A 17,766-nucleotide genomic window follows, 5' to 3' on the forward strand; every position below is an offset into this window, starting at 1 on the left:
CCGACCCGAGGGGGGCTGCGCCATTCGTCACGACCTCACAGGATCGCGCTTACTCCTGGATCTCGGGGGCCAGGTGCCACTCCTCGGGCGAGCGCCAGAGGCGGGACACCAGCAAGCCGCGCTCGTAGACGAACTCCTTGGGGAGCTTGTCGAGCAGGCCGAAGAAGAACTCCTCGTGCATGAGGCTCTCCTGCTTCCATGCCTCGCGGTCGATCGCCATCAGCTCGTCGAACTTGTCGAAGCCGAAGTCGGTCATGCCCTTCCAGTCGAGGTCCTCGAAGCGAGGCATCCAGCCCAGGGGGCTCTCGACGGCGTAGGCCGAGCCGTGGACGCGCTCGACGATCCACTTGAGGACCCGCATGTTGTCGCCGAAGCCGGGCCACAGGAACTCACCGCTGGCGCCCTTGCGGAACCAGTTGACGTGGAAGATGCGGGGCGGGTTGGGGTTCTCGCGGCCCATCTTCAGCCAGTGGTTGAAGTAGTCGGCCATGTGGTAGCCGCAGAAGGGCAGCATCGCCATCGGGTCGCGGCGGACGGTGCCGATCTGGCCGGCCGCGGCCGCGGTGGTCTCGGAGCCCATGGTGGCGCCCAGGTAGACGCCGTGCGACCAGTTGAACGCCTGGAAGACCAGGGGAACGGTCGTGGTGCGGCGGCCGCCGAAGATGAAGGCGCTGATGGGAACGCCGGCGGGATTTTCCCAGTCGGGGTCGATGGTCGGGTTCTGGTAGGCCGGAGCGGTGAAGCGGGCGTTGGGGTGGGCCGCCTTGCGGCCGCAGTCCGGGGTCCACTCCTGGCCGGTCCAGTCGATCAGGTTCGCGGGGGGGGTGTCGGTCATCCCCTCCCACCACACGTCGCCGTCGGGGGTGAGGGCCACGTTGGTGAAGATGGTGTCGCGGCGGATCGACTCCATCGCGTTGGGGTTGGACTTGAACGAGGTGCCGGGGGCCACGCCGAAGTAGCCGTTCTCCGGGTTGATGGCATGCAGGCGACCGTCGGCGCCGGGCTTGAGCCAGGCGATGTCGTCACCGATGGTCGTGACCTTCCAGCCCTCGAACGAGGCCGGCGGGATCAGCATGGCGAAGTTGGTCTTGCCGCAGGCACTGGGGAAGGCGGCCGCCACGTAGGTCTTCTCGCCCTTGGGGTCCTCGACGCCGAGGATCAGCATGTGCTCGGCCATCCAGCCCTCGTCGCGGCCCATGGCCGAGGCGATGCGCAGAGCGAAGCACTTCTTGCCCAGCAGGGCGTTGCCGCCGTAGCCGCTGCCGTAGGACCAGATCGCGTGCTCTTCGGGGAAGTGCACGATGTACTTCTGATCCTTGTTGCAGGGCCAGGTCACGTCCTTCTGGCCGGGGGCGAGGGGCGCGCCGACCGAGTGCATGCAGGGCACGAAGTCGCCGTCGCCGAGCACGTCGAGCACCTTCTGACCCATGCGGGTCATGATGCGCATGTTGGTGACCACGTTGGCCGAGTCGGTCAGCTCGACGCCGATCTGGGCGATGTGCGAGCCGAGCGGGCCCATGCTGAAGGGCACCACGTACAGGGTGCGGCCGCGCATGCAGCCGTCGAACAGGCCGTTGAGGGTCTGCTTCATCTGGACCGGGTCGACCCAGTTGTTGGTCGGGCCCGCATCCTCCTTGCGGCGGCTGCAGATGAAGGTCCGGTCCTCGACGCGCGCCACGTCGTTCTTGTCGGAGCGCGCGAGGAAGCTGCCGGGGCGCTTCTCGGGGTTGAGGCGGATATAGGTGCCTGCTTCGACCATCTGGTCGCACAGGGCGTCGTACTCTTCCTGCGAGCCGTCACACCAGTGGACGGCGTCGGGCTTGCAAAGGGCGACCATCTGTTCGACCCAAGCGAGCAACTTTTTGTTGGTCGTCTTAGGGGGCATCGTCGCCAGCTTTTCCATGACCACTTTGTCTTCGCTCCCTTTGCTGATTGCCCCTCGGCGGCTTCCCGCCGAGGGAAAACTTAACCTGGGCTTATGTTTCATATTGTCGCACATGAGAGCCCTCGCTTCCACCCTATTGACATATGGTCCGCACTAGAACTATCATCAATCTTGGTTCTAATGCGAACGGTCGGTCGCCCGACGATCGAATCGGTTTTCCGTCAGCGGGGGTTCACCCCTTCTTCAGAAAGGACGCTCACATGCCCTGGCAGATCGACGCTTCCCACTCCCACGTCGGCTTCTCGGTGAAGCACATGATGGTCTCGACGGTGAAGGGCCAGTTCAAGACCTACTCCGGCAGCCTCGTCATCGACGAGAAGGACCTCACCAAGTCGGTGATCTCGGGCCAGATCGAGGTCGCCAGCATCGACACCCGCGACAGCGGCCGTGACGATCACCTGCGCTCTGCCGACTTCTTCGACGTGGCCAACCACCCCCTGATCACCTTCGCCAGCAAGCGCATCGAGGGCAAGGGCGGCAACGCGTACCGCGTGACGGGCGACCTGACCATCCGCGGCGTGACCCAGGAGGTCGTCCTGGACGCCGAGTACCACGGCCTGGCCAAGGATCCCTGGGGCGGCACCCGCACCGGCTTCACCGTGAGCGGCACCGTCAACCGCAAGGACTACGGCCTGGTCTGGAACGCGGCCCTCGAGACCGGCGGCGTCCTGGTCGGCGAGAAGATCAAGCTCGAGCTCGAGATCGAGGCGGTTCTCCAGGAGGCCCCGGTCACCGAGGCCGTGGCCAAGTAAGGCCCTCTTCCCGATTGCCGGGGGACGCGCAGCTGCGCGTCCCCCCTTCTTCGTCATGGGGTCGCCGGAGGGCTGGTGGCCTCGATCGCCGAGAAGCTCTCGATGATCTTGTAGCGATGCGCCGCGCCGCGCGGGACGACCCACGAGTCGCCCTGTTCGAGCACCAGCCGCTGCTCCTCGATGTACAGCTCGGCCTTGCCCTTGAGGACGTAGCCGACCGTCTCGTAGTCGCGGCGGGTCACGGGTTTCTCGAGGCCGGGAGGCTCGTCCTCCCACAGGCGCATGCCGAGCGAGCTGCCTGTCGCGAGCATCGCCTGCCCCTGCACGCCGTGCCGGGACTGCGCGGCCTTTACCTTCGCCAGCTTCACCATCGCCATCGCGACCTCCTTTTCGAGGCATGCCCTGGAAATGACGCCCAGGGTGGGACTATCCTAGAGAACACGAAGGAAAGCACAAGCGGCAACGGCGCGAAGCGCCCCGTGCCCGCACCCGGAAAGGACCAATAACCCCATGCGCTCGCTCGAGATCCGAAACACCGCCCAGGCCCGGGTCCAGGCCCTGCTCGATCGGCTGACCGGGAGCGGCGCCGAGCGCGGGCTTCAAGTCGCGGCCTACCTCGACGGGGAGCTGGTGATCGACGCCGCTTCGGGCGTCGCGGACCCCGCGAGCGAGCGAGCGGTCACGGGGGACACCCTCTTCACGGCCTTCTCGGCCAGCAAGGGCATCACCGCGACGGCGATCCACCTGCTGGTCGAGGCGGGCGGGCTTTCCTACGACGATCGAATCGCGCGCTTCTGGCCGCAGTTCGCCGCCAACGGCAAGGGCGACGTGACCCTGCGGCAGGTCCTGGCTCACTCGGCGGGCATCCCGCAGATGCCCGGCTGGATCACCCCCGAGACCATGGGCGACTGGGATCGGATCTGCGAGGCGATCGCCTCGTCCCCCCCGCTGTGGGCGCCCGGCACGCAATCGGGCTATCACGCCATGACGTTCGGGTGGATCCTCGGCGAGGTGCTGCGCAGGGTGGACGGCCGCCCCATCGCGCGCTTCGTCCACGACGAGATCGCGCGTCCGCTCGGCGTCGAGCGGCTCTACTTCGGGGTGCCTGCCGATCGCGAGGGCGACCTCGCGGTCCTTGAGAGCGGCCCCATCCGCAAGAAGGCCATGTCGGTGGACGCCCTGATCCTAAAGGCCATCCCCATCGCGGTGACGCCCTCGCCCAAGGTCTACAACCGCCCGGAGGTGCGCCGTGCCTCCATTCCCGCCGCGGGCGGCGTCATGACGGCTCGCGTCCTGGCCAGGCTGTACGCCTCGCTGATCGGCGAGGTGGACGGCGTTCGCCTGTTCACGTCCGAGCGCCTGAAAGCGGCCACGGCGCTCCAGTTCGACACGCCGGATCCGGTGCTGGACGAGCGCATCCCGAAGGCGCTCGGCTACTTTTTGGGCACCGAGGGCTCGCCCATGGGCGATCGCCCGAGCGCCTTCGGGCATCCCGGCGCCGGCGGGAGCATCGGCTTCGCGGACCCCGAGAAAGGGTTCGCCTTCGCCCTGCTGAAGAACAGGCTCGTCTGGGAGAGTCACACCAGCCCTCAGACGGCCCTGCAGGTGGCCCGGGAGGCCCGATCCGCGCTGGGCATCGAGGGCTGAAGGGCGAGGCGCAAAGCCGATCAGAAACCGGGGTACAGCACCGCCGCATCCTGGGCGAAGTAGCGACCGCTGGGCTTGCTGCCTTCGATCAGGTCGAGGAAGGCCGGCACGCTGACCTCGGGCGGGTGGAGGTAGTTGAGGTTCTCGCCGGGGCACGACTCCTCGAAGAGGCGGGTGCGCATCTCGCCGGGGTCGACCCAGTAGACGCGCCACTGCGGGTTCTCGAGCGCCAGGGTGCCCGAGAGGTGATCGAGCATGGCCTTGCTCGCCCCGTATCCTCCCCACCCCTCGAAGCTCTCGGGGGCCGCGTCGCTGCTGACGTTGATCACGCAGGCTCCCGGAACGAGCAGGTCCTTCATGGCCTGTACCATGGCGAGGGGCGCCAGCGCGTTGACGCGGCAGACCCGCTCCAGGTCGTCGAGCGGAAAGTCCAGGAGCCGGGGCCTGGGGCTCGGGCCCAGGATCGCCGCGTTGTTGACCAGCAGATCGAGCCCCCCCCGCGCGCGGGCGGCCTCGGCGAGGCGCGCGCGGTGCAGCGGATCCGACACGTCGCCGGGGATCCCTTGCACCCAGGTCTTCTCCGCGAGCTCGTCGCAAACCCCCTGCAGGGCCTCTGCGCCGCGGGCGGTCAGGATGAGGGCCCACCCTTCGGCCGCGAGCGCGCAGCAGAGCGCCCGTCCCAGACCTCGGGACGCACCGGTGATCAAGGCAAGTCGCGTCATGCTCCCATGATGTCGTCCGCTCCTCGACCGGTCAAGGCGTGGCCGACGTGAGCGGCCGCTCAGCGAACGGTGACGGTGCCGCGCATGAAGGGGTGGGGGGTGCAGACGTAAGGGAAGGTGCCTGCCGTGTCGAAGCGCTGGCTGAAGGTCTGCTCGGAGCGGTGAAGGCCCGAATCCCAGGCGAAAGCCGAGTCCGCGGTGGACTTGGCGTTGTGCGCCGTCGCGTCCTCGAAGCGCCAGGTCACCGTGCCGCCCCGGGGAATCTCGACCGACGCGGGCCGGAAGGCGAAGTCGCGAACCGTCACCGTCACGCTGTCGCTGCTGGGCTGCTCGGTGCCAGCCTGGGCGGTGGGTGACGGGCCAGGAGATCTGATGGGTGGTCCCCCTCCGCCGCCCGAAGGAGCGCAGCTCCCCGCAAGGCCCATCACCAGCACGAGCACAGGCCCCAACCGGCGCATCGCCACCTCCTCCTCTCGACCTTGAAGACGGGACGATGGTAGCCGAGCGGCAGGCAAGCGAGCGTATCGGGTCCGCCGAACTCTTTTGGTCCCGGCGCCCAATTCTTCCCCCGCAAGGCGGGTTACCCTTGGTCGTACTCATGGTCGGCCCAGCGCGCCGGCAAAGCCCCTGCGAGGAGACTCCCATGACCAGGTCCCGCACGCGGCACCGCCCCATCCACCGCCTCGGGGCGTTCGCGCTTGGCGGGCTGCTCGCAGGCGGCCTCGCCCTTGCGCCATGCGCGCAGGCCGAGCCGCTCCCGTTGCCTTCACCCGCGCCCATCCCGGATGCCGAGCGGATCGATCGCGACGCCGCCGTCCGGGGCAACCAGCTTCAGCTTCACCAGGGCCTCGCCCTCGCCACCCTGGGCAGCATGGCGCTGACGGCGGGGCTCGGCCTCTACACCACCAGCTTGTCGGCCCCCGAGCAGCACGAGCTGTTCCAGCACGTGCACATGGGGCTCGGCGGCCTCACGACGGGCCTGTACCTCGGGGCGGCCACCCTCGCGCTCACGGCGCCGCAGGGGTACGCCCTCGAGCGGGAGGGGTGGGACGCCGTCACGATCCACCGCAGCCTCGCCTGGCTGCATGCCGCCGCCCTGGCAGGCACCGTCACCCTGGGGATCCTGACCTCGATCGGACGCATCCCCCCGAGCACCCACGGCCTCGCGGGGGGGACGACGTTCGGCTTGCTGGCCGTCTCGGCGGGGGTGATCGCCTTTGACTTCTAATCATGTCTTGCCCGAGTCGCACGTCTGCCCTGATCCTCCCCGCCCCCCGGTGGGGCGGGGTCGGGGGTGGGGGGATCCAAACGTTCCAGGTCCCTCACGAAGGCATGAGGAACTTGATCGTATCCCCCCACCCCTAGCCCCGCCCCACCGGGGGGCGGGGAATCAGGCGAACGCTTCGATTCACCTCGATCGACTTAGCAGGCGCCTGGGCGCGAGCATCCTGGCGTTTTTGGCGCTCACGCCCGGCGCGGGGCTGGCCGCCGAGCCGCTGCGTTACTCCTTCGGCCCCGAGAGCACCGTGAGCTACCGCGTCACCCATCCGCTCCACGGCGCAACCGGGGTCTCGCATCGGCTGAAGGGCACGGTGACGCTCGCGCCAGGGCCCAGCCCCGAGCTGGTGCTGCCCGTGCGGCTGGCGGTTCCCCTCGCGTCGTTCGACAGCGGCAACCGCAATCGCGATCGCAACATGCTCTCGGTCATGTCGGCCTCGCGATACCCCGAGGCGGTCCTCACCCTCGAGGCCGTCACGTGGAATGCCCGGCAGAACACGGGCGATCAGAGCAGCGCCGAGGGCACGGGGCAAGGGGTTCTCTCCCTCAAGGGGGTCTTGCGGCCGATCACGGTCTCGCTGAGCGGCAACCTGCGAGCCGACAGGCTCCTGGTGAGCAGCCGGTTCTCGATCCTGCTCTCCGACTACGGGATCGAGCGCCCGAGCCTCTTGTTCCGGCCCATCGACGACCGGGTGGACCTCGAGATCACAGGGCTCGCCCAGCGCTGAGTCCGCAAGCCGCGCAAAGGAGGCCGTCATGCCGTGGGTCATCGACAAGAAGCACAGCTACGTGGGCTTCACCATCCGCCACATCGCGACCAAGGTCCGCGGACGGTTCCGCGACTACGACGCCGACATCCAGTTCAACGAGCAGGATCTGGTCAGCTCCAGGTTCAGCGGCACCATCCAGGTCGCCAGCATCGACACCAACGAGTCCCAGCGCGACGATCACCTGCGATCCGCCGAGTTCTTCGACGTGGCGCGCTACCCCACCATCCGCTACACCAGCACCCGTATCCAGGCGCTGGGCAACAACCTGTTCAGGGTCTACGGCGATCTCACCATCCGCGACGCCACCAAGGAGATCGTGGTCGAGGGCGAGTTCGCGGGCCCTCCCCGGAAGGACCCGTGGGGCGTGCTCAGGTCCGGGCTGAGCGCCACCGGCACGATCGATCGCCACGAGTTCGGCCTGGTCTGGAACGTGCCGCTCGAAGCGGGCGGGGTTCTGGTCGGCAGCACGGTCACCATGCAGCTCGACCTGGAGCTGATGTGGGAGGGAGCGTCGAAGGCCTGAAGAGGGACTACCACCAGCCGAGGCGCTTGCGCTCCATGTAGTCGGAAACCTTGGCGACCACGCGCTCCTTGAAGCTCAGGGAGGTGGCGGCGCTCGCGCGGCCCTGCCAGTCCGTCTCGAACATGGCGCAGAGCTGCTCCACGGTGCGGCCGCCGGTGATCTCGACGCCGGTCTCGCGGAAGTTGTTGAAGGCCTGGTAGGTGTAGTTGGTCGAGCCCAGCATGGCCTTCTCGCCGTCGAAGACGGTCATCTTCATGTGCAGCTCGGAGTCGTGCTGGGCGGGGTCGAACCACTTGACCGGGACGTTGGCCTGGACCAGGCGCGAGACCGGCGAGAGGTTGGGCATGCCGTAGATGTTGATGTATTGCGCGAGCGGCACGTACTTGTCGTTGGTGTTGTGGCGATCGACCAGCACCTTCACGTCGAGGCCCCGGCGCTGAGCGTTGATCAGCCCATCGACCACGTCCAGGTCCGAGAAGTCGAAGATGGCCATGGAGACGCTCTTCTTGGCCTGGGCCAGGTTCTGGAGGAGGATGTCCTTGGTGCTGCGCTGGCGCACGCTGGTCTTGGTGCCACGGATCAGGCTGGTGGTGGGGCCCTGGGCCACCGCGATCGGGGGCGCCTGGACGCGGGTCTGGGAGAACTCCTCGTCCATCATGCCGGCGAGCTCCTGGGCCATGGGGCCGCGCAGCTTCACCATCAGGTCGTGGTTCATCACCGCCAGGTCGAAGATGTTCATGCTCCCGACGAAGGCGCTCTCCCGGTCGAGCACGAGCAGCTTGTTGTGATCGATCAAGAAGCGGTTGGCGAACCAGCCCGGGTTGCGGGGCAGCCACTCGACGGGATAGAAGCGCTGATCGATGCCCGCGTCCTGGAGGCGCTTGATGACGGGCTTGAGCTGGGCACCGGTCGGGCCGCCCTGGTTGGCCGCCCAGCCGTCAAGCATCACCCGAACCTGGACGCCCTCGCGGGCCTTGCCGATGAGGGCGTCGGCGAACTGGTCCCCAATCGCGCCGCCGAGCAGGTAGTAGTCCACCTGGATCGAGCGCTTGGCATCCCGGATGGCCGCGAGCATGGCGGGGTAGATCGCACCGGCATCGACCAGCAGCTCGGCCTCGTTGGCCTGCGCCGTCGGCTGGAAATCGCTCAGGGCGGGAAGGGCGGGGTTGGCGGGCTTGGTCTGGAGCGGGGGCGCGGGCTCGGCGTCGCGCAGGGCGTCGGTGAGGCGAGTGGCGAAGGCCAGGGCCTCGATCTTGGAGAGCAGGCCGTCCCCGTCCTGATCGACGCGCTTGAGCTCGTCGCCCGAGAAGCCCGCATCGGTGGGAACGAGCTTGCCCTTCCGGGCGCGATCCAGCTCGCCGAAGGCTTCGGCGGCGCTCGTCTGAGCGAGGCTCTTCCAGGCGGCGTCCTCCTGGGCGCGACCGGCCAGCGAGGTCGGCTGCGCACCCGGCGCGGCGCAACCGGCAAGCCCCAGCAGCAGGGTGCAGGCGAGAAGCGCAGAGACGGGCTGGAAGCGGGAAGTAGCCATGGGTCGAGCCTCCTTGAAGCGGGTGTTAAGACAATGTATCGTTCCCTTCTCGAAGGATTCGGTTAAATATCGAACAAGGTTGAGTAAAAGCTAGCAACAAGTTCGAATCACGCGCCACGACGAAGCCCCGATCCGGCAGCGGATCGGGGCTTCGTCGTGGCCGTCACCCGGCTCAGACCGCGGTGCGCGCCGGGAAAATCAGCGCCAGGCCGTTCTCGATGAGATCCCGGCGATCGCCGCTCGTCATGAGGGCCCTGAGGCCGGTCAGGAGGTGCTCCCGCACCTCCGGCAACAGCTCTTGCCGCACGAGGAGCTCGAGGACTTCGAGGCGCAGCAGCCAGTCCTCGGGGAACTCCCGGTCGAGGCGATGCGCGACCTCGGCAAGGGCCTGAGCGATCTTCTCGGTGTCCGGGGACGTCTCGCGCAGGGAGCGAACCTGGCCGTAGAGCTGCTGCAAGCCTCCAAGGCGCGGCTCGACGGCGGCGCCGGCCGCCTCGGCGCCGTCGAGCCGCGGGGCGACGAGGGGGTAGCGCACGTCGGGGTAGGCGGCCTCCACCGAGGTGACGCGCTCCCCCACGGCCATGTCGAAAGCCCCCCAGGCGGGCTGGAAGAGGACCTCGCCCCGATAGGTCACCGTGCAAGCGTCGAAGCCGATGAGGACGATCCGCCCGTCCTCGCGGTGCACGTCGCGCACCCGGCCCTCGACCTTCACCCCCGATTCGAACGCCAGGGTGCAGGAGTGCCCCGGCACCAGGCCTGACCGCAAAAGCTCGGCCTCGCCGAAGGCCTCGAGGGGCAGCGACTCGCCAGCGAGCTTGCCGATCGGCGAGCCGAAGCCCTCGGCGTGGTGCCCCACGTCGTGGCCCGCGAGCACCCTGCCCTGGAAGGCAAGGGCGGTGGGGCCCGCGCAGTGGAGGTAGACGGCCTCGCCCGCGGCGTCGCGGCGCAGCTGGCCGATGACCCCGATCGCCTGCAGGCCCGAGGAGAAGGTCGTCGTCACGGCACTGCCCGCGGCCAGCGCGATGTCGAGCGCGTAGGTGCCCCCCCGTTTCCAGGCCATGCGATCCGCGAAGACGCGGGTGGCCTCGAGCAGCTGCTTGAAGCTCTCGCAGACGAAGAGCTGGGGCTGGTAATCCGTGATGTCGTACCCGGTCGAGACGCAGGCGTCCAGGTCGAACGAGAGCTTGCGAACCGCGTCGGTCAGGCAATGCTTGCTCTCGCCGACCGACGAGAGCAGGCCGGCCCCGTAGATCCGTGGGCGTTCGAGCGACCCGATCAGCCCGTACTCGACCGTCCACCAGTAGAGCCGCGAGACCATGGCCGCCTCGGAGACCATCGTCGCCGCCGCGCGTGTGCGCTCGAAGCGCGCCTCGGCCTCGGCGATCGCCTCGGGAGTTGCGGTGGGGTCCTCCTTGAGATCCGACAGGAGGCGGATCGCCTCGTAGAGAGCATCGTCCTCGTGGGAGGCGATGGCCTTGACCCCGAGCTTGCAGATGGCCTCGAGGTAGGCCGCGAAGGTCGGATCGTTGAGGATGGGGGCATGGCCTGCCGACTCGTGGATGATGTCCGGGGCCGGCGTGTAGGAGATGTGCTCGTGCGAGCGCATGTCGGCCGCGATGGGCAGGATGCGGTGGGCCTGGAAGTCCATGAAGGCCGCGGGCGGGATGAACCCCCGCACGTTGACGGCCCGCCAGCCGATCTTGGCGAGGCTCTGGTCCTGGTGCGAGGTCCGGGGGATCGACTCCACCTCGATCCCCGCGGCGCCGAGGCCCCCGAGGTAGGCGGGATCGGCGTGATCCTCGAGGAAGGCGACGTTCTGCCGCATGACGTAGCGCCACACCGCCTGGTCGATCGGGGTGTAGGCGTCGTAGTCCTGCGTGACGACCAGCGGGCGCAGCTGAGACGGGACCTGGTTCTGCATGATGCTTACCTCTTGGTGGATGGCATACGCAATAATAGCAGCCCCTGAAGCAATCGACACGGCCCACGATCGACAAGAGGGCTCAGGCGGGTTCGGCCGCTGCGCCCCGTCGAACGACACACCGCCTCAACCGGGACTCAACAATGGCGGAAAGCGGCCATGCAACTAATAGCGAAAGGTGTTCAGGCATGCAAGCGAAAGGAGCCACGCCATGCGAAAAGGGATCTTGCTCACGGCCCTCGGGATAGGGCTCGGGGCCCTGGCGGCCAGCCCCGCTCAGGCCGCGATCGACGCCAAGATCATCATCCAGCCCGGTATCGTGATCGCCCCGGCGCAGCCCGTGGTCGAGGAGCGGGTGGTCGTGGTGGAGCGCGAGCGGCCGGTCGTCAGGAAGCGGGTGGTCGTGGTGGAGCGCGAGCGCCGGCCCGGCTACAAGCACGGCCACCGGCACGGCCGCGGGTGGGATCACGGCCGCGACGACGAGGAAGTGGTGTTCATCAGGCGATGAGGGCGCCCCGGCGAGGGGCGAGGGAGATCCCTCGCCCCCGTCAGTCCGATGCGCCCTGGGGCTGGGCGATCCTACCAAGGATGCTGAGGAAGGCGTGCAGGACGGGGGACGCGTCATCCCGGCGCCATATCGCCACCATGTCCGAGACGGCATCCGGGTCGGCGATGGAGGCAAAGGTGACCCCGCTCCAGGCGAGTTGGCGCAGCGAGGTCGGAACGATGGATACCCCGATCCCGGCGGAGACCAGGCTCATGATGGTCGTCAACATGACGGGCTCCTGCACGATCCGCGGGGTGAAGCCCAGGGCCAGACACAGGCGCACGATCTGGTCGTGGTAACTCGGGTAGACGCGCTGCGGCGAGAGGATGAATGGCTCGCTGGCGAGGGCCGCGACCGAGATGGCCTCCTGGCCCGCCAGACGATGCCCGGCGGGAAGCACGATCGCCAAGGGCTCGCGACTGACGGTCGTCATGTGCAGGGTCGCAGGGAGCTGCTGCCGAAAGTGCTCTGCGTCCGCCCGGTACAGGCCCACGTCCAGGGTGCCGTCCTCGAGGGTCTCGAGCCTGAAATCCGAGGTGTGCTCATGCAGGTCGAGCACCACGTCGGGGTACTCGCTTCGAAAGGCGCGGCAGATCTCGGGGAGGAGCTGATAGCTCGCCGAGTTGACGAAGCCGAGCCTCAAGCGACCGATCTCGCCGCGGTTGGCTCGCCGAGCGGTCCGGACCGCCAGGTCAAGCTGAGCGAACAGGCGATAGACCTCATCGAGGAAGGCCCCGCCCGCCTCGCTCAGCTGGACGCGGCGATTGGTGCGGTGGAAAAGGGTGACGCCCAGCTCCTCTTCCAGCACGCGGATCTGGTGGCTGAGCGGGGGCTGGGCCATGTGGAGGCGCTCGGCGGCCTTTCCGAAGTGGAGCTCCTCGGCGACAGCCACGAAGTAGCGCAGGTGACGCAGTTCCATGGCCCCATGATACTCGCTGGATCTCATTCTCGCACGATACAAATATTGGACGTATCAATATACATGCCCCATGATGGAAGGCATGCTTGAATGGCGCGGCGGCGGGATCGCGGCGCTTTGGAGAAAGGAGTTCCAGGGATGCGGATGATCGAGACGGATCCGACACGGCGGCTCGCCGCTCGCTCGGCTCGCATGCAGAGCTCCGCGATCCGTGAAATCCTCAAGCTGACCCAGCAGCCTGACATCATCTCGCTGGCCGGCGGCCTGCCCGCCCCCGAGCTCTTCCCGCTCGAGGCCATGCAGCAGGCGAGCAATACGGCCTTCGGCAAATACGGACCCGTCGCCCTGCAGTACGCCCCGACCGAGGGGGTCGTGCCCCTGCGCGAGCTGATCGCCTCGACGCTCCCCTTCCCCACCCGCAGCGACCAGATCCTGGTGACCTCGGGCTCCCAGCAGGCCCTTCACCTGGTGGCGAAGATCCTGCTCGATCCGGGCGACCTGGTGGTCGTGGAGAGCCCCACCTACCTCGGCGCGCTCCAGGCCTTCGACGCCTACGAGCCGGAGTACCTGGTGGTCGGTTCCGATGACCAGGGCATGATCCCCGAATCGCTCGAGCACGTCCTTTCGACCGCGCCGGTGCGCCCGAAGTTCATCTACATCATCCCGAGCTTCCAGAACCCCTCGGGGACGAGCCTTCCCGAGGCGCGCCGCGAGGAGATCGTCGCCATCGCCGAGCGCCACGACGTGCTGCTGGTCGAGGACGATCCCTATGGCCAGCTCGCGTTCGACGGCCGCCCCAAGGCGCCCCTGCGGACGCACAGCCAGAGCCACGTCCTCTACCTCGGGTCCTTCTCGAAGGTCTTCGCACCGGGCCTGCGCATCGGCTACGTCGTGGCCCCCGACGAGCTGCTCACCTACCTGGTGCGAGCCAAGCAGGCGACCGACCTGCAGACGGGCACCCTCGACCAGTACCTGGCAGCCGAGACGTTCGAGGTCATCGACATGGCGTCCCACCTCGCGCGCCTGCGCCAGGTCTACGGCGAGCGCTGCAAAGCGCTGGTCACGGCGATCCGCACCCACCTCCCGGAGGGGACCCGGTGGACCGAGCCGACCGGAGGCATGTTCGTGTGGGTGAGCCTGCCGGGCGGCCTCTCGAGCGAGGAGTGCCTGCCCGAGGCGCTCGCGCGCGGGGTGGCCTTCGTGCCCGGCGCGTCGTTCTGCGTGGACGGCAGCGGGCTCTCGTCGATGCGGCTGAACTTCTCGAACGTGCCGCCCGGCAAGCTCGACGAGGGCGTCAGGCGCCTGGCCGACGCGATCGCCGCGCAGTCGAAGAAGGCCCTCGTCGCCCGCTGATCGAGCCGCCTCCTCATCCCTTCATCCAATCCCCGCCGGCCACGCCGGCGGGGATTGGCCTATTCGAGCCAGGCTCTCGCCCTGACGATCGCTCCTTCCTGAACACCAGTCGAGGGTTATCCCCCCTCCCCACTTTCCACCCCCCGGGGACGACGCGTCTTCTCTGGCGTCGGAGAATCTGCGCGCAGTCTCACATAAACATGAAGCAAAAACGCCGAAGTGTTTCATGTGCTGCCGCCGGGGCCAGGATTCGGTCAGGAAGCGGCTATTCGATTTGCGGAACAATCGAGGACTTGGTAAGATCGACGATTATGAGCACAACCAATTTGAGTTCGTCCCGCGTCCTGAATGCCACGCTCGCAAACCGGGTGATGTCCGCCGAGGATGCCGCAGCCCTGATCGGGTCGGATACCCAGATCGGAATGAGCGGTTTCACCGGTTCCGGCTACACCAAGGACGTTCCGCTGGCGCTGGCGCGTCGCATCGCGGAGGCCCATCTGCGAGGCCAGCGCTTCCAGGTGAACATCTTCACCGGCGCCTCGACCGGTCCGGAGCTGGATGGCGCCCTGGCCATGGCCGGTGGCATCCAGCTCCGCCTTCCCTACCAGTCGGACCCGGAGACCCGCAAGCGCATCAACTCGGGCGAGATGGACTACATGGACATCCACCTCAGCCACGTGGCACAGCACGTCGAGTACGGCTTCCTGGGCAAGCTCGATTACGCCCTCATCGAGGTCGCCGCGGTTCTCGAGGACGGTCGGCTCGTCCCCAGCACCTCCGTGGGCAACAACAAGACCTGGATCGAGCAGGCGGACAAGATCATCCTCGAGGTCAATGCCTGGCAGCCCATGGAGCTCGAGGGCATGCACGACATCTACTACGGGATGGCGCGCCCGCCTCACCGCCAGCCCATCCCCCTGACCTCGGCGGGCCAGCGCATCGGCACGCCCTACCTCGAAGTGCCGCTCGACAAGGTCGTCGCGGTCGTGCCGACCAACTCCCCTGACCGCAACACCGCCTTCAAGGCCCCCGACGCGGTCTCGCAGCGGATCGCCGGCCACATCCTCGAATTCCTCGAGTGGGAGGTGAAGCAGGGGCGCATCCCCGCTTCGCTGCTGCCGCTCCAGTCCGGGGTGGGCAACATCGCGAACGCGGTCCTCTTCGGGCTCGCGGACGGGCCTTTTGAGAACCTGACGTCCTACACCGAGGTGATCCAGGACGGCATGATCGGCCTGCTGCGTTCAGGGAAGCTGGCCTACGCGTCGGCGACGGCCTTCTCACTCAGCCCCGAGGCGCACTCGGACGTGATGGCCCACCTCGAGGAGTTCCGCGAGCGGATCGTGCTGCGCCCCCAGGAGATCTCCAACCACCCGGAGATCATCCGCCGGCTCGGCGTGATCGCCATGAACGGCATGATCGAGGCCGACATCTACGGCAACATCAACTCGACCCACGTCATGGGCTCGCGCATCCAGAACGGAATCGGCGGCTCTGGCGACTTCGCCCGCAACGGCTACCTCTCGATCTTCATGGCGCCGTCGATCGCCCAGAAGGGCGCCATCTCGACGATCGTGCCGATGGTCTCCCACGTCGACCACACCGAGCACGACGTCGGCGTCATCGTCACCGAGCAGGGTCTGGCCGACCTGCGCGGCCTCTCGCCCCGCCAGCGGGCCCGGCTCATCATCGAGCGGTGCGCCCATCCGGACGTGCGCCCGATGCTCGAGGACTACCTTGATCGCGCCGAGCGCCTGTCATACGGCAAGCACACGCCGCACCTGCTCGCCGATTCGCTGAGCATGCACCAGCGCTACCTGCGAACGGGGAGGATGTTCGGGCGCGAGAGCGACTGAAGAGAGAGCGCCTGGGCTTGGCCGACCGGCCTCTTGCGCAGGTGGTCCCATCTGGACGCCGATAGGCCCGGGCCCCTCACTTCATCGAGGGAATCTTCGGCGAATCGCGCGATCGAAATCTTAGCCTGCCCCGGAGTCGTAACGTCTCCGGGGCAGGCCTTATCTATGAGCTTTTCCTCTTGTTAGGTCGGTTCGGCGTGGCCGATTGGGGCGCTATGCGTTGCAGAGCAGGCCCAGGATTAGCCTTGCGGCCACATCCACATTGGGCTGGGCGAGCCAGCTTCGATGGTCACCAGGGATGATGTGGGTCTCGATGGGGTACGTCGATAGCTCGGCCCAGCGCTCAGGCGCATGCGGCAAAAGCATGTCCGACCCCTCAGCCCGAATAAAGGTAATCCGACCGGAGTATCGCTCGTGTTCATAGGCCAGGAGCGCTCGAAAATTGGCGCGGTAGACGGAGAGGATTCGCCTCATGTGAACCGGCTTGATGGAACGGGCCCGAGGATCGTCAAGTCCATTGAGCGCATGAACGAACCGATCGATCTGTTCGGAGTCGCTTTCATGGCTCCATTCCTCGGCAGAGTAGGGGAGCTGAACGCCAAAAACCTTCATCAAGTAGAACCCTATGCTATCCAGCAATCTCCACGTGTCAGCGATCAGCGTGAGTGCGTCTTCGCGTCCGTCGATTCGCGTACCGGGATCGGCATCGATGATCATCAACAGCGCAATTTCTCGCCCCTTCCGGGAAAGCTGTTGCGCGACCTCGAAAGCGACGTGGCCCCCGAAAGACCACCCCAACAAGTAATAGGGGCCGTCCGGATGCACGAGTTCGAGCGTCTCTACAAAATGTGCCGCGATAGCTTCGATCTGCTCGAATGGCTCTCTTTCACCCTCAAAACCGGGGGCTTGCAGACCAATTATCGGTCGCCCGGAGAGCCTTTGAGAGAGAGAAGTGTAGGCAAAGGCGTCACCCCCTGCGGGATGGAAGCAAAATAGCGGGGAACCAGTGCCCTCCGAAAGGGGCACGAGGCAACGGGACGGCGCGATACGGCCCATGCTCTCTCGTGACGGTTGGGCGGTCATTGCATGGTCGACCACCGAAGCGAGAAGGGCGATCGTCGGGTTTTCCAGGATCTGACGGATGGAGAGCTCGACGCCGAGTGTCTCGCGTAAGCGCGCAAGGATGCCCACGAGGAGGAGCGAATGCCCACCGAGATCGAAGAAGTGGTCATCGATGCCAACGTGGTCGATGTCGAGGATCTCTCCCCAGATGCCGGCCAGGACTTCTTCCACGAGATTCCTGGGCGCGACGTAGTTGGCGGACCGCGCTCCCTCTATCACTCCGGGAGCGGGGAGCGCGCATCGATCGACCTTCCCATTGGGCGACAAGGGGAGCTTATCCAGTAAGACGAAGAAAGACGGCACCATGTACTCGGGAAGAAGGCGCTTCAAGTGAGCTCTCAACTCCGAAGCGTCCACCTCACCGACCACATACGCAACCAGGCGCTTGTCACCGGGCACATCCTCTCTAACGAGGACGACCCCATCCTGAACGGATGGATGCTTGGCGAGGGTGGCCTCGATTTCACCCAGTTCGATCCGAAAGCCCCGGACCTTCACCTGGTGGTCGATGCGGCCCAAGAACTCCAGGTTGCCGTCGGGACGGTAGCGGACGAGGTCTCCAGTGCGGTAGACCTTACCTTCACCAAAGGGGTTGGGGATGAACTTCTCCTCGGTCAGTTCAGGACGGTTGAGGTAGCCGCGGGCAAGCCCGTCTCCACCGATCCACAGCTCGCCGGGAACGCCGACGGGCACGACGCTAGCGTGCTTGTCGACGACGTAGAGCTTGGTATTGGGAAGCGGACGGCCGATGGGGCACGTGGTCTGCGAACCCTTCTCGATCAGGGCGTAGGTGGAGTAGGTCGTGTCCTCGGAAGGACCGTAGAGGTTGTAGACCTTCTCGACGTGCCCCAGCTGGTAGAGCTGCTGAGCCAGGGCGTTGGGCAGA

At 67.0% G+C, this 17,766-nt stretch carries 16 protein-coding genes; 8 read left to right on the forward strand and 8 right to left on the reverse strand.

Annotated features, from left to right (window positions below; all coding sequences use genetic code 11):
• Positions 1 to 49 precede the first annotated feature (49 nt).
• Positions 50 to 1,999: a phosphoenolpyruvate carboxykinase (GTP) gene (locus tag V6D00_14430; GenBank protein HEY9900368.1), complete on the reverse strand. Its 1,950-nt coding sequence runs from the start codon at positions 1,997 to 1,999 to the stop codon at positions 50 to 52.
• A gap of 146 nt (positions 2,000 to 2,145) precedes the next feature.
• Between V6D00_14430 and V6D00_14435 the strand changes: the two genes are divergently transcribed.
• Entirely contained in the window at positions 2,146 to 2,697 is a 552-nt protein-coding gene (locus tag V6D00_14435) for a YceI family protein (GenBank protein ID HEY9900369.1), read from the forward strand.
• A 53-nt stretch (positions 2,698 to 2,750) separates the two neighbouring features.
• Here the strand turns inward: V6D00_14435 and V6D00_14440 are convergent, their stop codons facing one another.
• Positions 2,751 to 3,074 (reverse strand): cupin domain-containing protein, encoded by a 324-nt coding sequence (locus tag V6D00_14440; GenBank protein ID HEY9900370.1) that lies wholly within the window; start codon positions 3,072 to 3,074, stop codon positions 2,751 to 2,753.
• A 133-nt stretch (positions 3,075 to 3,207) separates the two neighbouring features.
• Between V6D00_14440 and V6D00_14445 the strand changes: the two genes are divergently transcribed.
• Complete coding sequence (locus tag V6D00_14445) at positions 3,208 to 4,344, forward strand: serine hydrolase domain-containing protein (protein HEY9900371.1); 1,137 nt, start codon at positions 3,208 to 3,210, stop codon at positions 4,342 to 4,344.
• A 20-nt stretch (positions 4,345 to 4,364) separates the two neighbouring features.
• On the opposite strand, the gene V6D00_14450 is transcribed toward V6D00_14445, so the two are convergent.
• Positions 4,365 to 5,066 (reverse strand): SDR family oxidoreductase, encoded by a 702-nt coding sequence (locus V6D00_14450; protein HEY9900372.1) that lies wholly within the window; start codon positions 5,064 to 5,066, stop codon positions 4,365 to 4,367.
• A 59-nt stretch (positions 5,067 to 5,125) separates the two neighbouring features.
• Entirely contained in the window at positions 5,126 to 5,524 is a 399-nt protein-coding gene (locus tag V6D00_14455) for a cupredoxin family copper-binding protein (GenBank protein ID HEY9900373.1), read from the reverse strand.
• A 185-nt stretch (positions 5,525 to 5,709) separates the two neighbouring features.
• On the opposite strand from V6D00_14455, the gene V6D00_14460 reads away from it, so the two are divergent.
• From V6D00_14460 to V6D00_14470, 3 genes are all read left to right on the forward strand, one after another.
• A complete protein-coding gene (locus V6D00_14460; GenBank protein HEY9900374.1) occupies positions 5,710 to 6,294 on the forward strand; it encodes a hypothetical protein in 585 nt (194 codons plus the stop codon).
• 229 nt (positions 6,295 to 6,523) lie between these two features.
• On the forward strand, positions 6,524 to 7,072 hold the full coding sequence (locus tag V6D00_14465) for a YceI family protein (GenBank protein ID HEY9900375.1): 549 nt from the start codon (positions 6,524 to 6,526) through the stop codon (positions 7,070 to 7,072).
• Between the two features lie 28 nt (positions 7,073 to 7,100).
• Positions 7,101 to 7,637 carry a YceI family protein gene (locus V6D00_14470; protein ID HEY9900376.1) on the forward strand — a complete coding sequence of 179 codons (537 nt, stop codon included), beginning with the start codon at positions 7,101 to 7,103 and terminating at the stop codon, positions 7,635 to 7,637.
• A 7-nt stretch (positions 7,638 to 7,644) separates the two neighbouring features.
• On the opposite strand, the gene V6D00_14475 is transcribed toward V6D00_14470, so the two are convergent.
• Positions 7,645 to 9,165: a phosphatidylserine/phosphatidylglycerophosphate/cardiolipin synthase family protein gene (locus V6D00_14475; GenBank protein ID HEY9900377.1), complete on the reverse strand. Its 1,521-nt coding sequence runs from the start codon at positions 9,163 to 9,165 to the stop codon at positions 7,645 to 7,647.
• Positions 9,166 to 9,337: 172 nt separating this feature from the next.
• Entirely contained in the window at positions 9,338 to 11,086 is a 1,749-nt protein-coding gene (locus tag V6D00_14480) for an aromatic amino acid hydroxylase (GenBank protein HEY9900378.1), read from the reverse strand.
• 211 nt (positions 11,087 to 11,297) lie between these two features.
• On the opposite strand from V6D00_14480, the gene V6D00_14485 reads away from it, so the two are divergent.
• Positions 11,298 to 11,594, forward strand: coding sequence for a hypothetical protein (locus V6D00_14485; GenBank protein ID HEY9900379.1), 297 nt, complete (start codon positions 11,298 to 11,300; stop codon positions 11,592 to 11,594).
• 40 nt (positions 11,595 to 11,634) lie between these two features.
• Here V6D00_14485 and V6D00_14490 read toward each other — a convergent pair whose 3' ends face one another.
• On the reverse strand, positions 11,635 to 12,552 hold the full coding sequence (locus V6D00_14490; GenBank protein ID HEY9900380.1) for a LysR substrate-binding domain-containing protein: 918 nt from the start codon (positions 12,550 to 12,552) through the stop codon (positions 11,635 to 11,637).
• 138 nt (positions 12,553 to 12,690) lie between these two features.
• Here V6D00_14490 and V6D00_14495 point away from each other — a divergent pair, with 138 nt between their 5' ends.
• Both V6D00_14495 and V6D00_14500 read left to right on the forward strand, forming a co-directional pair.
• Complete coding sequence (locus V6D00_14495) at positions 12,691 to 13,905, forward strand: PLP-dependent aminotransferase family protein (GenBank protein HEY9900381.1); 1,215 nt, start codon at positions 12,691 to 12,693, stop codon at positions 13,903 to 13,905.
• Positions 13,906 to 14,216: 311 nt separating this feature from the next.
• Positions 14,217 to 15,758: an acetyl-CoA hydrolase/transferase family protein gene (locus tag V6D00_14500; GenBank protein HEY9900382.1), complete on the forward strand. Its 1,542-nt coding sequence runs from the start codon at positions 14,217 to 14,219 to the stop codon at positions 15,756 to 15,758.
• 213 nt (positions 15,759 to 15,971) lie between these two features.
• Here the strand turns inward: V6D00_14500 and V6D00_14505 are convergent.
• Positions 15,972 to 17,766: alpha/beta fold hydrolase (locus V6D00_14505; GenBank protein ID HEY9900383.1), on the reverse strand; the 1,795-nt coding region annotated here is incomplete at its 5' end.

Origin of the sequence: Pantanalinema sp. (assembly GCA_036704125.1) — a bacterium.
Classification (GTDB): domain Bacteria; phylum Cyanobacteriota; class Sericytochromatia; order S15B-MN24; family UBA4093; genus JAGIBK01.

Coding starts and splice junctions, on each gene's coding strand:
- V6D00_14430 (HEY9900368.1), bottom strand. CDS start 1,999: ATGTGCGACAATATGAAACATAAGCCCAGGTTAAGTTTTCCCTCGGCG.
- V6D00_14435 (HEY9900369.1), top strand. CDS start 2,146: ATGCCCTGGCAGATCGACGCTTCCCACTCCCACGTCGGCTTCTCGGTG.
- V6D00_14440 (HEY9900370.1), bottom strand. CDS start 3,074: ATGGCGATGGTGAAGCTGGCGAAGGTAAAGGCCGCGCAGTCCCGGCAC.
- V6D00_14445 (HEY9900371.1), top strand. CDS start 3,208: ATGCGCTCGCTCGAGATCCGAAACACCGCCCAGGCCCGGGTCCAGGCC.
- V6D00_14450 (HEY9900372.1), bottom strand. CDS start 5,066: ATGACGCGACTTGCCTTGATCACCGGTGCGTCCCGAGGTCTGGGACGG.
- V6D00_14455 (HEY9900373.1), bottom strand. CDS start 5,524: ATGCGCCGGTTGGGGCCTGTGCTCGTGCTGGTGATGGGCCTTGCGGGG.
- V6D00_14460 (HEY9900374.1), top strand. CDS start 5,710: ATGACCAGGTCCCGCACGCGGCACCGCCCCATCCACCGCCTCGGGGCG.
- V6D00_14470 (HEY9900376.1), top strand. CDS start 7,101: ATGCCGTGGGTCATCGACAAGAAGCACAGCTACGTGGGCTTCACCATC.
- V6D00_14475 (HEY9900377.1), bottom strand. CDS start 9,165: ATGGCTACTTCCCGCTTCCAGCCCGTCTCTGCGCTTCTCGCCTGCACC.
- V6D00_14480 (HEY9900378.1), bottom strand. CDS start 11,086: ATGCAGAACCAGGTCCCGTCTCAGCTGCGCCCGCTGGTCGTCACGCAG.
- V6D00_14485 (HEY9900379.1), top strand. CDS start 11,298: ATGCGAAAAGGGATCTTGCTCACGGCCCTCGGGATAGGGCTCGGGGCC.
- V6D00_14490 (HEY9900380.1), bottom strand. CDS start 12,552: ATGGAACTGCGTCACCTGCGCTACTTCGTGGCTGTCGCCGAGGAGCTC.
- V6D00_14495 (HEY9900381.1), top strand. CDS start 12,691: ATGCGGATGATCGAGACGGATCCGACACGGCGGCTCGCCGCTCGCTCG.
- V6D00_14500 (HEY9900382.1), top strand. CDS start 14,217: ATGAGCACAACCAATTTGAGTTCGTCCCGCGTCCTGAATGCCACGCTC.